The organism is Kovacikia sp. CALU 1929 (assembly GCF_056784235.1).
Window position 1 is genome coordinate 40,966 of the sequence record NZ_JBXBCF010000067.1, and the last position, 15,966, is coordinate 56,931.

The following is a 15,966-nucleotide window of genomic DNA, read 5'->3' on the forward strand; positions in this document are numbered from 1 at the left end:
GCGGAAAGTGCTTTAGGCGACGTTGCTGTAAACCTGCTTGTAGTAAGCCTGATACTCAGGTGAGAGTAGGGGTTGCCACCAATCTTGATTTGACAGATACCACTGCACTGTTTTTCGCAGACCACTTTCAACCGTCTCAGCCGGAGTCCAGCCAATTTCGGTTTGCAGCTTGGTGGCATTGATGGCGTAGCGGCGATCGTGTCCAGGACGGTCTTTGACAAAGGTAATTAGTTTATGACAGGGGCGAACAGGTAGGTCAGGAGCCAGTTCTTCCATCAGGTCGCAGAGTTTGTTGACCAGGTCAATGTTCTTAACCTCGTTGTTACCGCCGATGTTATACATTTCACCAGGCTGACCCCGATGGATCACCGCGTCCAGGGCGCTACAGTGATCGCCTACGTAGAGCCAGTCTCGGACATTTTGTCCGTCCCCATAAACGGGCAGCGGCTTACCCATGAGAATATTGATGCACATCAGTGGGATCAGCTTTTCGGGGAAATGGTAAGGACCGTAGTTATTGGAGCAGTTTGTTACTAGAGTGGGTAGACCATAGGTGTGATGATATGCCCGTACTAGATGATCGCTCCCTGCTTTAGAAGCTGAGTAGGGGCTGTTGGGGGCGTAGGGAGTCGTCTCCGAAAAAGCCGGATCGTCGGTTCCCAGGCTACCGTATACCTCATCGGTAGAGACATGGTGGAAGCGGTAGTGGGTAGGTTGACTGTTTGCATTCCAATAGTGACGAAATGCCTCCAGCAAAGTAAAGGTGCCAATTACATTGGTACGGACAAAGGCATCGGGTCCCAGAATCGACCGATCTACATGGGACTCGGCGGCAAAGTGAGCCATAATATCGATCGCCTCTTCTTGCAGCAAAGCATCAATTAGAGGGCGATCGCAGATGTCTCCCTGAACAAACCGTAAGTTGGCTTTTCCTTCCAGTTCTGCCAAATTTTGGGGATTCCCCGCATAGGTCAGCGCATCCAGCACCACCACCCGATCGCCTGGATAGCGATCGCACCAGTGATGCACAAAATTAGAACCGATAAACCCTGCCCCGCCAGTAATCAAAATCTTGCGGGGTTCCCTGGTCAAACGCTGCTGTTCCGCCACTGATATACTCTCCAAACAATCACACTGGTGCTAGAAATCAACAATTTACAGCGGTTTTCAGACGAGTGCCACACAGGCGATACCTTTAGATTCATGCGAAACAATGGATTCGGTGTGGCAGGCACCCATGAAAATGGCTGTAAGTTTTAGCCGAGCCATCAGGCTTCAGTTAGGGCGCAAGCATCTGGATAAAACCTTTAACAGCCCTTAATGGACTGCTCGCCAGATGTGTTACCCCCTTGCTTACGCCAATTCAACCTGGGAATCATCGCCAATCATAAAGCGCATGGCTTTGGGGCGCTGGGGTGCCGCTTTAATCTGTGCCCGTTGTCCAACCACACTATCCACAATCCGATGGTGAATCCCGGTAACCTTTGCCCCTTGCAAAATCACGCTGTGCTCCAGGTCAACATCAATCAGCGATACCTGATTTGCAATGCTGCTGTAGGGACCGATAAAGCAATTCTCTAGATGACAGTCTTGACCAATGGTGACGGGACCGCGCACAGTGCAGTTGATCAATCGGGAACCCGTCCCCACTTTGACCCGCCCAAAAATTTGGCTTTGGGCATCAACCTCACCAGCTACATCCGATTTCAAGCAGGTATCGAGGATAATCTGATTTGCTTCTAGCAGATCGTCTTTCTTCCCTGTATCCAGCCACCAACCCTCGATCTGGCGAGCCTCTACATGCTTTTGTACGTTAATTAAATCCTGAATCGCATCGGTGATTTCCAGTTCACCCCTGGCAGACGGTTGAATTCGATCAATCGCCTCATGAATGGTATTAGCGAAGAAATAAATACCCACCAATGCCAGGTTAGACGGAGGCACCTTCGGTTTTTCCACCAGGTGCATGACTCGCCCCTGAGCATCTACCTGGGCAACCCCAAACGCCGTAGGGTTGGCTACGGGTCGCAGCAGGATCAGTGCATCCATGTGCTGATCTTTGAAGTTGTTCAAAAATGGATTCAGATCGCTCTGGATCAGGTTATCGCCCAGATACATAACAAACGGATCATTTCCCAGGAATGGGCGGGCGACCTTAACCGCGTGCGCCAATCCGGCAGGCTGTTCTTGAAGGATATAGGTGATATTTGCCCCAAACTGCTCACCATCGCCGGTCTTTGCCTTGACCTCGTCCCCGGTTTCGGGACTGATAATAATGCCAATATCCGTAATACCGGCTGCAACGATCGCCTCAATCCCGTACCACAGGATCGGCTTGTTTGCCACGGGAACCAGTTGTTTGGCTCCCGTGTAGGTGAGTGGACGCAGTCGTGTACCCTTACCACCGCTAAGAATGATTGCTTTCATGAGAATTTCCGTGAAAGGTCCAGGTTAGGAATAAACGTCGGCAGATTTGAGCGGCTTTCCTTCCCGATCTTTGTTAGACAAAATAGGTTCTGCGGTCAGGGGCCAATCAATTGCCAGGTCAGGATCGTTCCAGAGAATACACCGCTCGTGCTGCGGTGCATAATAGTCCGTCGTTTTATACAAAACTTCAGCAAAATCAGAGATCACCAAAAAACCGTGGGCAAACCCAGGGGGAACCCAAAGCATCCGTTTGTTCTCGGCACTAAGCAGGCAACTAATCCATTGCCCAAAGGTTGGTGAATCCTGACGAATGTCTACAGCTACATCAAATATGGTTCCCACAATTGCCCGCACAAGTTTCCCCTGGGGGTGTTGAATCTGGTAATGAAGCCCACGCAAGACATTTTGACAAGAGCGCGAATGATTATCCTGGACAAAATGGGCAGTAATCCCTGCTTTGTCAGTAAAGGCTTGCGCATTGTAGCTTTCAAAGAAAAAACCGCGATCGTCGCCAAAAACACGGGGTTCAACGATCAAAACATCAGGAATTTCGGTGGGCAAAATGTTCATTCCAGCACTCTCAAAACGTCTGAGTTCATGAAAAGTTCAACTATAAGTTACTCACCTATTACGGGATTTCCATACAAATTCAAATCAAACTGTAAGTTTTATAGCCCTTTACTACAAAGATCTCCAGAGCAACCCTGGTGGCTTTACTGAAACATAAATTCGTGAAGGAATGAAATCTAGACATCAATACCTGGTTTAAGCCTGTCTGGTATGCATCTTCAAGGATTCAAGGGGGGATAATTCAGTTTAAGTTCTGTGAACTTTTGATGGAGCTTGCTACCCGTTTTAGAGTACCCAACTTATAGAGAAGTTCACCTGACCTCTGGCTCCCATAAGGTCTGTAGATTGTATTTGCGTAGAAAAGGCATTGGGGGCTACGGAGAAGCATGGCGTGGGATGATAAAACAGTGAATTGAGCTTGTGGGCGACCTTGTTGAGCATTCTGGCAGGTAAGAAACGTGAATAACCTGAAGGTGATTGTCATAGGTTCTGGGATCGGGGGGCTAACCGCAGGGATTGCCCTGCGGCAGGCTGGGTATGAGGTCGAGGTGTATGACCGGGTGAAAGAGTTGCGTCCGGCAGGAGCGGGCATTTCGCTCTGGTCCAATGGGGTGAAGGTTTTGAATCGCCTCGGGTTAGGCGACCGGATGGCGAACATTGGTGGGGTGATGGAGGGGATGCAGTACCATCGCTTTACAGGGGAGCTTTTGAATGATGTTAATTTAACTCCCCTGATAGAAGAAGTTGGGCAGCGGCCCTATCCCGTTGCCCGCACAGACTTACAGCAGATGTTGCTGGAGGCTTACCCTGGGGAGGTAAAGCTGGAATGCCGGTGTGTGGCAGTTCAGGAGGATGAAACAGGAGTGACTGCCTTCTTTGAGAATGGGCACGAAGCCAGGGGTGACCTGGTGGTGGCGGCAGATGGTGTCCGTTCGGTGCTGCGTCAGTATGTGCTGGGAAAGGAGGTAGAGCCAGAGTACGCGGGCTATGTGAACTGGAATGGACTGGTGCCAGCCAGTGAGGATCTGGCTCCAAAGAACCAGTGGATCATTTATGTGGGGGAACATAAACGGGCATCAATGATGCCCGTGGGGGGCGATCGCTTCTACTTTTTCTTTGACGTGCCGATGAGCAAAGAGTTGGCACAGGAAGCGGGCGACATTCGAGCAGATTTGACAAAGTTCTTTCAAGGCTGGGCGGAACCTGTGCAATCGCTGATTCAGCGCCTTGATCCAGAAACCACAAACCGGGTGTTGATCCACAGTGTCGGTCCGTTAGATCGAATGGTGCGGGGTCGTGTCGCTTTATTGGGGGACGCTGCCCATACAACCTGTCCTGATTTAGGGCAGGGAGGCTGTCAGGCATTAGAGGATGCGCTCGTATTGACGCACTATCTGACGACTACAAACCTGGGCATAGAATATGCGCTGAAGCGTTATGAAACGGAGCGAATGGCGCGGGCAAATCCCGTTGTGGAGAAGGCGCGACGAAGAGCCGAGCAGATTCACGGAAAAGATCCAGCGGTGACTCAGCAGTGGTATGCCCAGTTAGAAAGGGAGAAACCTACCGATGTCACGGATGCGATCGCTAAGATTATCCTGGCGGGACCCATGAAATGATAGGAAAGCCGATGACAGGTAAATTAACGACCCATGTCCTTGATACTGCCCACGGATGCCCTGCTGCTGGTATGACAGTAGAACTGTGGTCAGTTGATCGGCGATCGGGACAAAAAATATTGCTGAAAACGACGATAACCAATCAGGATGGGCGCACGGATGCTCCATTATTAACAGACGGAGAATTAACGGTCGGCATTTATGAACTGGTGTTTGGGGTCAGCGCCTATTTCGCTCAAAAATCAGCTAATAGCTCTGATATACCCTTTTTGAACCGGGTTCCAATTCAGTTTGGCATTGCCGATGCCACTACCCACTACCATGTGCCGTTGTTAACTTCACCCTGGTCCTATAGCACTTACCGGGGTAGTTGATTCCTCAAGATTTGAGCCGCTACACCGAGAGGCTTGTCTTTTATCTCTAATACTTCACTTCAAAACTCTTAATTTTCGTTGATCACCTGCTACCCCATTTACCAGGTACTTCTGGCAGATACGCGATCGCCTGAAAAGCTCTTAGAAGCTCGATGCTTCACGTTGAAATGAGGACGAGCGTTGGCTTTCGGCATTCTAGTAGCAACGATTTGCTCTACTTGCTTTAAAATCTCCTGCAAACCCATCCCTTTACTGAGATAGCCATTTGCCTGGGGACAAATTGACTTGGCATCTGGCAATATATCTTCAGTAAAAAAGGCGGAGATCAAAACCGTTAGGGGTGGTTGTGCCAGCGTTTCCTTTAAGTGCTGAATTAAGTCCGGACCATCCATTTCTTTCTGGTAACGACGCGGCGGTATCGAAAAGTCCACCAAGACGATATCAAATTGTTCGGCTTCTCGCAGAAAGGAAGAAGGTTCAGTAAAAGTTGAAACGGCGTAACCGTGCTGCTCAAACAGGTGGGCAACTACAAAACACCACGCCTCATTATCGTCAACGATCGCAAGTCGATACATGGCTCACCAGGTCCTTTACAAAACAGGACGTTGTTCTCCTGATTCTGTTTTACAAGACAAGCCATGCCTAACAGACCTATCTTAGGTAACAAACTGGATACACTCTGGTGAAGTAAATCGATTTCCTACCCCTTAACACCTGACTACCGACCAACAACCAACAACTCCTCACTTTTCCTTTCTTCTCTCAGGTTAATTCTGATAGGGCACGGGGACGGATTAGGCTACGGAACAATAGCCATAGCATCCTTAATTCTCCCGGTGCAGATTGACGCTGCCATTGTCCGGGGTTACAGAACAGCAATTCGATTAATTGACGTTGCTGAACCAGATTGAGAGGATCAAACAGGAGGGTAATCATTGGTTTATCAGAGCTAGAGTCTATCTGGGCAACGGTTGCCTGGAGATCTAGTTGCTCAACTGAGAAGTGAAGCTTGACTGGGAATTTGCGGGTTTGCGCCAGGGTGGACGAGTCATTTTGGGTCCAATCTGTTTGCTCAAACAAACTATCCGGTTTAGCTAAGGTAATTTCTGCGCCTGCTTCTGAAATCCGGGTTGTCACTCCCGAAATCACTTGACGACCGATTTGTAGCTGCACCGTCCGCTGTTGTGCGAACCATTCACAGGTATCTGGTTTGCGAACATCAATAAAACAGAGAATGGCAATTGCTAACACCAGCAGGTTATAGAGGCACCAGATTAATCCAAACTTCCAGTATTGAGTCGTTTCCTGGCTCAAATATTCTGGATGCATTGCCAGGATATAAGCCTCCCAGACAAAACAACACAACGTCAATATCCACACTACGATCAGCGGACAGGCGAGTTTCCAGTGAAACACGGCTTTGGTCGTGACGGTTCCCTTCGGTGTCACCTGGAAGCTCTTAGAAAACGGGCTGAGTAAGGTTTGTACAACCGTTACAGAGAGGGGAAAACACTGAACCACAGAATAGATATCAGAAATCAGTGCCGCCCGTGAACGATGGTTGAGCCAGGAAAAGGTAGAAAACTGCATCAGGTACAGAGGCAAAAAGAAAAATGCCCAATCAGGAATGGTGGCAACCACTGGCATGATGCCCAGGAATACCGTTGCTACAGGCACCAGTAAAAAGCCTGCTCGACACAGACTATTGAGCCACTGGAGAATCCCTTCTAAATGGGCAATCCGCTGACGCAAACTGAGTCCAGCGATCGCCATTGGACTGGACTTGATGAAAAAGGCTTGTAAGGTTCCCCGTGCCCACCGTTGGCGCTGGGCAATGTGGGCAGGCATTCCTTCAGGAACTAGTCCTGCACTCAAATTCTCATCCAGATAAATGACCTGATATCCCTGGGCAGAAATACGAATTCCGGTGAAATAATCTTCCGATAGGGTGTTGGTGACAAACCCACCTACAGATTCCAGGGCACTACGGCGAACGATAAAGGAACTGCCATAACACAGGGAGCTATTTGCCCCATCCCGAATGAGCTGGTAATGGCGGGAAAAGATTTCGACTTCATGGGTCAGTTCTTTTTCTAGACCCAGATTACGGGCAGGGGGGTCGGCGTTGTAAAAGTACTGGTGAGTCTGCACCATTCCGATTTGGGGGTTCTGGAAAAAACCGACCGTGCGGGTCAGAAAATTGCGGGTCGGGACGAAATCGGCATCGAACACTAGAATCAACTCGCTCTGGGTCCTGGCGATCGCATGGTTCAGGTTGCCTGCCTTGGCGTGGCGATTGCTCGGACGAGTCAGGTAATGACAGCCGAGTTCTGCTGCCAGTTGGCGAATGTCGTCCCGTTTACCATCATCCAGCAGGTAAACCTGCTTATGGGGATAGTCCAATGCTTGACAGCCAATCACTGTCCGCCGTAAAACTACTGGCGGCTCATTAAAAGTAGGAATCAGAATACTGACTGAAGGGATATAACTGCCTGCCTCAACGGCAACAGAGTAGCGGTCCGCTTCATGACGGCGATTGCGCTCCCGCAGCATAAAGAAAAGCTGTATACCGTAACTGGCGACAATCAGCATTTCCATTGCAAACAGTCCCAGGCTGATCACCCCATCCAGTGGTGTAGACAGGTTTAGCGTCGTCAGCGATCGCCACAGCACGTAACGAGTCATCAGCACTAATAGAATCGTGATCACCACAAATCGGGACCACTGCTTGGGTTGGGGGAAGAGACGAGTAATGACTTGCACTCCTACAACCAATCCCAGGGAAAGCTTCCAGCCTGCATCCTTTGCAGGTGCATGGAACCACTCGGCGGCATCCCGTTGCCAGTGATTTAAGTGGTCAAAGAGGTGGGTCACAACGCTAACATCTGCAAACCAGGCAAGGGAAACTACCAGGCAGCAGGTTGCTATTCCCAGGAGCCAAAGAGTTACCCATTGGGACTGCTGGATCAGCTTGTATAAGTAAGGTTTAGTTCGTCTAATCTGTCTGGTAGTCACGTAGATTCACCGCAGTGGAGGATACCGAACTAAAATCTTTTAGATTATTAACAAAATGTTAAGCAGACAATTCTGCCTTTTGAGGGATTTCAGGTCAATCAACAACCGCAGGGAACATTGAATTGCAATCTTTCGTGATACGGATAATTGAGTTTCTGTGGATGAAGGTGTTTACATATCTTAAATTTTCTTTGTTGACAGGAATGGATGCTTCCAGGCGCAGACGCAGGCAGTGGAAAAACCAAATTTTTCTGGTTATGGTCACCACACTAATCGTCTTCATCTGGCACTATGGACAAAGTTGCTTGGTATCCTCCGCTATGACCGCTGCCCAGTCTTTTCTCTACCCCCAGACTCAGAAAGTCAACCATGTTGACGAGTATCACGGTGTAAAGGTTTCCGATCCTTACCGTTGGTTAGAAAATCCTGACTCAGACGAAACAAAAGCCTGGGTGGAGGCACAAAACAAGCTCACCTTTGGCTACTTAAATCAGATTCCGGGGCGCGATCGCTTGCGCCAACGCTTGACCCAACTATGGAATTTCGAGAAATTCAGTATTCCATTCAAAGAGGGAAACTCTAGGGAGGATGCTACCACCGAGCGCTACTTCTACTTCAAAAACGACGGGTTGCAAAATCAGAGCGTTCTCTATACGCTCAAGTCCCTGGATGATCAGCCACGAGTCCTACTGGATCCTAATGCCCTGTCTGAGGATGGTACGGTTGCCCTTTCAGGGCTGGCAATCAGTGATAATGGAAAGCTGATGGCCTATGGTTTGTCCACTTCCGGTTCCGACTGGCAGGAGTGGAAAGTCCGGGATGTGGAATCAGGGGAAGACCTCAGTGATCAGGTGCAGTGGGTCAAGTTTTCCGGCGCGTCCTGGACCCATGACAATCAGGGATTCTTTTACTCCCGCTACGATCAACCAGAAGGAAAGAGCAAGCTAGAGGATGTCAACTACTATCAGAAGCTATACTACCACCAGCTTGGAACGCCCCAATCCGAAGACATTTTGATTTATGAACGTCCCGACAAAAAAGACTGGGGCTTCAGTGGGGGTGTCACCGAGGATGGACGCTATCTGATTGTTTCGGTTTGGTTGGGAACCGACAGTCGTAATCTGGTGTTCTACAAAGATCTGTCGGTTCCCGATGCGCCCGTGGTTGAGTTAATTAACACTTTTGAAGCGGAGTACAGCTTTATTGACAACGAAGGTACCCGCTTCTGGTTTCGGACCAATCTGGATGCATCGAGGGGACGGGTGATTGCGATCGACGTTACGAATCCAGATCGCAACCACTGGCAGGAGATCATTCCCCAGACAGCGGAAACTTTGCAAGGCATCGGTATCCTCAACCATCAGTTTGTGGCGACCTATTTGAAAGATGCTTACGATCAGGTCAAGATTTTCGACCTGGAGGGGCAGTTCATCCGAAATGTGGAATTACCCGGAATTGGTTCGGTTGGTGGTTTTGGCGGCAAACGAGAAGACACCGAAACCTTCTATAGCTTTACCAGCTTCACGACTCCCCCCACCATTTACCGCTATGACATGGTGACAGGAGAAAGTACGGTCTTCCGCCAACCCAAGGTCGATTTCAATCCAGATGATTATGAAATTCGCCAGGTCTTCTACCACAGCAAAGATGGCACAAAGGTGCCAATGTTCATTGTCCACAAGCAGGGATTAACCCTGGATGGTAATAATCCCACTTACCTCTATGGCTATGGCGGGTTCAATGTTTCCCTGACTCCCAGTTTCTCCGTCAGTCTGCTGGTGTGGATGGAGATGGGTGGCATTTACGCAGTCCCCAACCTTCGAGGTGGGGGTGAATATGGTGAAGATTGGCACCAGGCAGGCATGAAGCTAAACAAGCAAAACGTGTTTGATGACTTTATGGCGGCTGCGGAATGGCTGATTGAGAATCAATACACCTCTCCTAAAAAGTTGGCGATCGGAGGGGGAAGTAATGGCGGCTTACTGGTCGGTGCCTGTATGTCCCAGCGGCCTGACCTGTTTGGTGCCGCCCTCCCGGCAGTCGGTGTGATGGACATGCTGCGGTTTCACCAGTTCACGATCGGTTGGGCATGGACTTCAGAATACGGCTCTCCCGATGACCCAGAGGAGTTCAAGGCACTCTATCACTATTCCCCGCTGCACAACCTCAAACCGGGCACTGCCTATCCGGCGACACTAATTACCACCGCAGACCATGACGATCGCGTCGTTCCTGCCCACAGCTTTAAATTCGCTGCCGCTCTGCAAGCCGCCCACAACGGCTCTGCCCCAGTCCTGATCCGGATTGAAACCAAAGCCGGACATGGAGCCGGTAAACCAACCACCAAGTTAATTGAGGAGTCCGCAGACCGCTGGGCATTCCTGGTCAGAGTTTTAGACGTGAATGCAGGAGAATAGTCTAGTACAACAAAACAAAAGTTTTGCAAGGGGTGAAGGAGTTCCACCCCTTCTTGGGGGCAAAGCCCCCATGTTGCAAAATTTAGTGTTTGCAACACTAGTATCCTCTGGTATGAGTTCAGCAACTGCGTTAGTAAAGAACTTGCCGATATTGTAGGATGGGCAAAGGGGCTTTCCCGTGCCCAGCGCAAAGATTTGCGGCTGTGTCAATAAGTTGGACAGCAACCGTGCCACCCACAACTGGACATGGTCCAACCATGAAAATTGCACCCAGTTTTCCTCCTGAGTCACCTCAGGTGGTTCGCCTCGTTGGGTCAGGTACCTATACTCGATACCCCATTTGCAGACAGGTTACACTCCTGGAAAAATGGCAAGGTTCGATACAAATGGACCACTAGAAATAACCGATTGGGAATGGATAGGTGTAAGACGGTTTCCACGAAAGAATCTCCTTGTAAGGGCAGGTTTTTCCAACCCAGTGGCGGCCGCAAAAGGGGATTCACTGAACCTGCCCCCTACGATCTGGTAGGCGTTGCAGAACAGGGGTATGAATTAGGGGGGATTTTCACGCAATGTCCTGAATGCGGCTCCACTCATATCCGTAAGAATGGGAAGAAAAGAGGTCAGCAAAATCACATCTGTGTTGATTGTGGTCACCAATTGATTGACCTCTATGACCCTCTGAAAGGATACCCAGATGAGTTCAAACGAGAATGCCTCAAAATGGATGTTAATGGTTCAGGTTCAGCTTCCAGTAAGCGACTCAAGCTCCAACTCCGACATCCAAAGTGCCCACAAAAGATGTCAGTCTAACTATATTTTCAGCCGCTAGAGTCCCCCTGACCATGCTCAGAGACATCATTGTCGTTAATGTAGCTGTTCGCCATGACGGGAGTGAACATTCTTTTCATTGGTTTTTATCAGGCATCGCCACCTGCTTCGACTGGGCTTCCCGAATGAGGTGGGCATAGGTTTCGGAGGGACGATCGCCCAGGTGATCTTCAATCGAGCGATCGCTGCCCTGTTCAAAGTCGATACTGAGCAAGCCAAATCGGGGTGTATAGGAACCCCATTCATAGTTATCGGTCAGGGACCAATGCATGTAACCCACTAAAGGGACATGTTCTTGCCGGAGCCGTTCTACCTGTGCCAGGTGTAAATTAAGAAATTCGCTGCGGTGAAGCTGATCGCTACGACGGGTCGCAATGCTGTTATTGGGCTTGCGGCGGAGTGCCATCCCGTTTTCAGCAATCATAATTGGGCGATCGCCCAGATCCTCTGAGTAGTATTTGCAGAAGAAGTGCAACCCTTCCGGCAAACTGCGCCAGTCCCACCATTTGCTGGTGATGCCGCCCATCAGCCAGTCCCGAATGGTTCTACTTTGAAACTCAAAGTCTGAAAAGGATGGCAGACGGAACAGGTGAGCAACGAAGGGGTCATAGTAGTCGATCGCGACATAATCAAACACCGATTCCCGGTGTGACTGATTCAGCGCTTGCAGGTAGGAGTCAAAATACTGGATGTCAAACATCCGGTAGCCCAAAAAATTGGTGATGAAGTGGGTCAACCGTCCTGCCTGGTAGGGCAGATCATGGCGAAAAGGGAGCGTCGTATGCTTTAAGGTAGCCTCCAATTGTTTGGCTTTCTCATGAATAAACTCCCGTACATTGGCGGGTTTAACGTCCCGTTCCGGTAGACTTAACAGATCCCACAGGGCTTTTTCTGACCAGTAGAGATCGCTGCAAAAGGTGTTGAGCGAAATCTGGGGAGTTACCCAGCCCTCTGCATCGTAAAGGTCATGAATGCAGTTATAGGCTTTGACGTGTGCCGTCAGCATGTGATTGTAAGCACGCAGAACTGCGCTAATGCCTCGTTCTGAATGTCCCCCTGGAAACTGCCCGCTGAGGTAGGTACTGGTGACCAACATGTTGGGTTCATTAATCGTGATGAACCAGTGAATTGGGGGAAGCTGGTAGCGATCGGTCAACCGCCGATTGATGTGAGCTACGGTGGTGCGAACATAGTTTACAAAGTAATCGACGGTATCCTCTGATAACCATGCATCCAAGCCTAACCAGGCAGGATGGGTGAAGTGGTGCAGGGTAACGACTGGCTCCAACCCATACCGACGACAGGCAGCGAGGCGATCGCCATAGGCATCTAGAGCCGCATAATCAAACGGCGGCGGAGATGCCCGATGGGTAGACTCAGTTGGCTGAATTCGTGCCCACTCCAATCCAATTCGGAAAGCATTTAGCCCCATTCCCTGGCAGAACTGGAAATCTTCTTCATAGCGATTCCAAAAGTTGGCAGCCGTCCCAGTTCGCATCACCCTGCCTTTTTGCTCACACAGTGACCAGTTATTTTGGGGTTGTTGGTGCCCATTAAAGCCACCTTCGCTCTGATAGCCGGATGTGGCTACACCCCAAAGAAACGAGTCGGTAGTCGAAGATTTCGATTTTGTTTGCATGGATCTCATGGATCTTTAATGTTGCTCTATCGGCTCACGCTGCTCCCCTTTAGAGGACCGCAACTGTTCAAGGATAATGTCAGCAATTTTTAGGGCAGCATGGGGCTGACCAATTTTGGGCGCTTTTTGGCGCATAAATGCTAACTGATCCGGTTGATTAAGCAGATGCAGTACCGTAGGGGGTACCATCCCCGCCAGACGTAGCTGAACGCCTGCACCCATGGCTGAAACCACGTCTGCATTCCATTCTTCCTGACCGGGGAAGGAGTCAAAAATGACCATTGGGGTTCCCCGCGCCAGTACCTCACTGGTAATTAAGCCCCCAGCCTTCGTAATCACCAGATCGCTAGCTACCACCAGATCATCCACATAGTCAATCATGCCCAATCGACGCAGCTTCATTCGCGCCCCATCGGTCAAGTCTTCCAGTTTATCCAGTAAACTCTCGTTCCGTCCTGCCACCACCACCACCATCCCAGGCATTGAGCTTTCTAACAGCTTCGACACAATCAAACGTACTCGTTTGGCTTGTAAGCCGCCACCAAACATTGTCACCACAGGAACATCGGTAGGTAAGTTGTGCCGCCGTCGCATCTCTGCTTGAGACTTGGGTTCACCAATTTCTAGTTTGACTGGAATGCCCGTAACATGGACCAGAGAAGGCTCAACTCCGCGCTGAATCAAAACTTCAGCCGTTAAATCACTGGGTAGAAAATATCCTTTGACTCCTGGCATTAACCACGTACTATGCGCCATAACATCCGTCACAACGACATAATGAGGCTGGGGCAGTTCGCCCGCCCGATTCATTAGTTGCAACAACCGACTGGGAATCTGTTGCACACAGATAATGGCATCGGACTGACTATCTTTAATCAACCGCTCCAGATCTTTGAGAAAGGGACGCTCAATTTTGGCAAACAGCAGGTTGTCGCTCATAGACTCTTCCAGGTCTTCGACATCGCTGCCTTCGTAAATGACCCGGTAAAGATGGGGAACTCGCTCACTCAGGCGTTCATAGATAGTAGTAATGGTCTCCCGTAACAACGGACTGGCATGATCGAAGGCATCTTCAATCTGAACTTCTACATCTGGGCGACGGGCAAATGCTTCCCGAAGTGCCTTAGCAGCACTAATATGACCTGATCCCAGCGAAGCATACAAGATTAGGATTCGTGTCATGGGCATCCTTTTGGATGGTGGAAAACCGAAGAAGAGAATCAGTCAAAGAACTTTTTTATAGAATCACTTTAAACAGGCAGACGCTATCCCTCTGTAAGAATAACCAAGCCTATACCAATTGTATGAAGCATTTGGGGGCAATGGGGATAGAAAGCGATCGCACGCCTGTAAAATCTCAGCTCTCAAACGGCTATGCGACAGCGGTTTCACTGGTATGAGGGCACCCTCACCCGGCACCCCATACCCTAATCTTTAAGGCGTTGCTGAGTCTGGGATAAAAAAGGTGCGGGATGCTTGAAACTTCGTTGCAATTCATCCCGCTTTTCAGCAACGCCCTATCTTTAAAGTCCTCCTGGGGATTTCAGTCCTATGTCCTAACGATGAGAACGGTTGCCATCAATAACCTCCCTGAGATTGAGGCATTAAATATGCTTACATAGCTAGGCTTGAGTCCATACCTCTGGGTGTTGAGAGACTCGTTATGAACAGCAAACCGCAAGCACTATCTGAATCAGAATTAAGCCCTCAAACAGGTTTAAGTACTGACCTAAGTACTGAACTAGCGTCAGGGCTTGACGCTTCCACCGAAGGCTCCGCTACCAATTCCCTGGATACTGGGTTAAAACCGGGCAACTCTGGTAAAAAGCATCTCGTTGCACTTCCAGCGTCGATGATCAAATCAACGGCTGGCGCGGTGGTCGGACTGGGAAAGAATGTGTATAACAAACTGGTTCAGACGGGTCAGGCGATCGCCAAAACCTCTGCAAAAATGGGGGGGGTGATTGGTCGAAACGCTGCTCAAACAGGCGAATCGGCACTCAAGCTGACTTCAGAGGTTGGGGATACTGCCTATAAGCAATCCCATCGTCTGGTTGCCCATGCTACGGAAGGCACCGGGCAGGCGGTCTCCTATGTGAGTGACAATCCTCTGATTCTCAGACTTACCAGAGCACTGAAGCTTAACTGGCTGGTGGAATCCAGTGATCAGGTGGATATTGTGAAGGCGACGGAGGTGGTGCGGAAGCTCCAGCAACAGTACCCGGAAGAATCGCCCAGTCAGATTGCCCATCGGCTCATGGTAGAAAAAGCAGTTTATGCAGGCGGTGTAGGGTTAGCCAGCAACTTGGTACCCGGACAGGCGATCGCGCTTTTGGCAGTGGATCTGGCAACCACAACCGCGCTGCAAACCGAAATGCTTTATCAAATTGCGGCTGCCTATGGCTTGGATTTAAAGGATCCGGCTCGCAAAGGAGAGGCGATCGCCATTTTTGGCTTAGCGCTGGGTGGCAGTCGGGCAATTAGAGCAGGACTGGTGTTTGTCAAAAACCTACCGTTGGTAGGGGCACTGGTGGGTGCCAGCGCAAACGCAACGATGCTCTATGCCCTGGGGTATGCAGCCTGTCGCTTTTACGAGGCCAAGCTAGATCCGGGTGTGGTAGAAACCTCAACTGAAACGCTCCAGGACATTCATGATCAGAGCGAACATTACCTGGATGTAGCTATTTCTCAACAGGCAATCATGGATCAAATTCTAGCGCATATGTTGCTTGCCAGCTATCCAGAAAAGTCCTGGGAAGACATTTTGCCTAATCTCCAATCCATTGGGCTGCATCCCAATTCGCTAAAGGCAATCTCAGCCCACTTGAAAGCACCCCAACCCTTAGGTGCCCTACTGGATCAAATGAATCAAGACTTCGCAATTCTGACCTTCTCACGCTGTTACGCGATCGCCCAGCTTGACGGCACCATTTCCCCAGAGGAAGCCAGGGTACTGGAAGCTATGCAACAGCGGTTTGAAATTGACCAGGACATCGTTAAAACCGGGATAGAGAACCTCCCGACCGCTGGTTAACGCTGCAATTTTCATCCACTTCTCATCCACTGACGTTACT

At 49.8% G+C, this 15,966-nt stretch carries 11 protein-coding genes and 1 pseudogene; 5 read left to right on the forward strand and 7 right to left on the reverse strand.

Annotation, left to right across the window (positions count from 1 at the left end; all coding sequences use genetic code 11):
• Nucleotides 1–12: 12 nt before the first annotated feature.
• The 3 genes from rfbB to rfbC all read right to left on the reverse strand — a co-directional run bounded on the left by rfbB (nucleotide 13) and on the right by rfbC (nucleotide 2,997).
• Complete coding sequence (gene rfbB, locus AC1S52_RS14775) at nucleotides 13–1,110, reverse strand: dTDP-glucose 4,6-dehydratase (RefSeq protein WP_482029787.1); 1,098 nt, start codon at nucleotides 1,108–1,110, stop codon at nucleotides 13–15.
• 243 nt (nucleotides 1,111–1,353) lie between these two features.
• Entirely contained in the window at nucleotides 1,354–2,427 is a 1,074-nt protein-coding gene (locus tag AC1S52_RS14780; RefSeq protein ID WP_482029788.1) for a glucose-1-phosphate thymidylyltransferase, read from the reverse strand.
• Nucleotides 2,428–2,451: 24 nt separating this feature from the next.
• A complete protein-coding gene (gene rfbC / locus AC1S52_RS14785) occupies nucleotides 2,452–2,997 on the reverse strand; it encodes a dTDP-4-dehydrorhamnose 3,5-epimerase (protein WP_482029789.1) in 546 nt (181 codons plus the stop codon).
• 458 nt (nucleotides 2,998–3,455) lie between these two features.
• On the opposite strand from rfbC, the gene hpxO reads away from it, so the two are divergent.
• Together hpxO and uraH are read left to right on the forward strand one after the other, a co-directional pair.
• Nucleotides 3,456–4,616, forward strand: coding sequence for an FAD-dependent urate hydroxylase HpxO (hpxO, locus tag AC1S52_RS14790; protein ID WP_482029790.1), 1,161 nt, complete (start codon nucleotides 3,456–3,458; stop codon nucleotides 4,614–4,616).
• An 11-nt stretch (nucleotides 4,617–4,627) separates the two neighbouring features.
• Entirely contained in the window at nucleotides 4,628–4,990 is a 363-nt protein-coding gene (uraH, locus tag AC1S52_RS14795; RefSeq protein WP_482029791.1) for a hydroxyisourate hydrolase, read from the forward strand.
• Between the two features lie 98 nt (nucleotides 4,991–5,088).
• Here the strand turns inward: uraH and AC1S52_RS14800 are convergent, their stop codons facing one another.
• Nucleotides 5,089–5,565: a response regulator gene (locus AC1S52_RS14800; RefSeq protein ID WP_482029792.1), complete on the reverse strand. Its 477-nt coding sequence runs from the start codon at nucleotides 5,563–5,565 to the stop codon at nucleotides 5,089–5,091.
• Between the two features lie 187 nt (nucleotides 5,566–5,752).
• Nucleotides 5,753–8,005 carry a glycosyltransferase family 2 protein gene (locus tag AC1S52_RS14805; RefSeq protein ID WP_482029793.1) on the reverse strand — a complete coding sequence of 751 codons (2,253 nt, stop codon included), beginning with the start codon at nucleotides 8,003–8,005 and terminating at the stop codon, nucleotides 5,753–5,755.
• A 257-nt stretch (nucleotides 8,006–8,262) separates the two neighbouring features.
• Here AC1S52_RS14805 and AC1S52_RS14810 point away from each other — a divergent pair, with 257 nt between their 5' ends.
• Together AC1S52_RS14810 and AC1S52_RS14815 are read left to right on the forward strand one after the other, a co-directional pair.
• Nucleotides 8,263–10,422 (forward strand): prolyl oligopeptidase family serine peptidase, encoded by a 2,160-nt coding sequence (locus AC1S52_RS14810; RefSeq protein ID WP_482029794.1) that lies wholly within the window; start codon nucleotides 8,263–8,265, stop codon nucleotides 10,420–10,422.
• Nucleotides 10,423–10,983: 561 nt separating this feature from the next.
• Nucleotides 10,984–11,190, forward strand: a pseudogene (locus tag AC1S52_RS14815) (IS1/IS1595 family N-terminal zinc-binding domain-containing protein); the annotation flags it as partial.
• 139 nt (nucleotides 11,191–11,329) lie between these two features.
• Here the strand turns inward: AC1S52_RS14815 and AC1S52_RS14820 are convergent.
• Both AC1S52_RS14820 and AC1S52_RS14825 read right to left on the reverse strand, forming a co-directional pair.
• Entirely contained in the window at nucleotides 11,330–12,892 is a 1,563-nt protein-coding gene (locus tag AC1S52_RS14820) for a glycoside hydrolase family 1 protein (RefSeq protein WP_482029795.1), read from the reverse strand.
• Between the two features lie 15 nt (nucleotides 12,893–12,907).
• A complete protein-coding gene (locus AC1S52_RS14825; RefSeq protein ID WP_482029796.1) occupies nucleotides 12,908–14,074 on the reverse strand; it encodes an MGDG synthase family glycosyltransferase in 1,167 nt (388 codons plus the stop codon).
• Between the two features lie 481 nt (nucleotides 14,075–14,555).
• Between AC1S52_RS14825 and AC1S52_RS14830 the strand changes: the two genes are divergently transcribed.
• Entirely contained in the window at nucleotides 14,556–15,926 is a 1,371-nt protein-coding gene (locus tag AC1S52_RS14830) for a hypothetical protein (RefSeq protein WP_482029797.1), read from the forward strand.
• Nucleotides 15,927–15,966 lie beyond the last annotated feature (40 nt).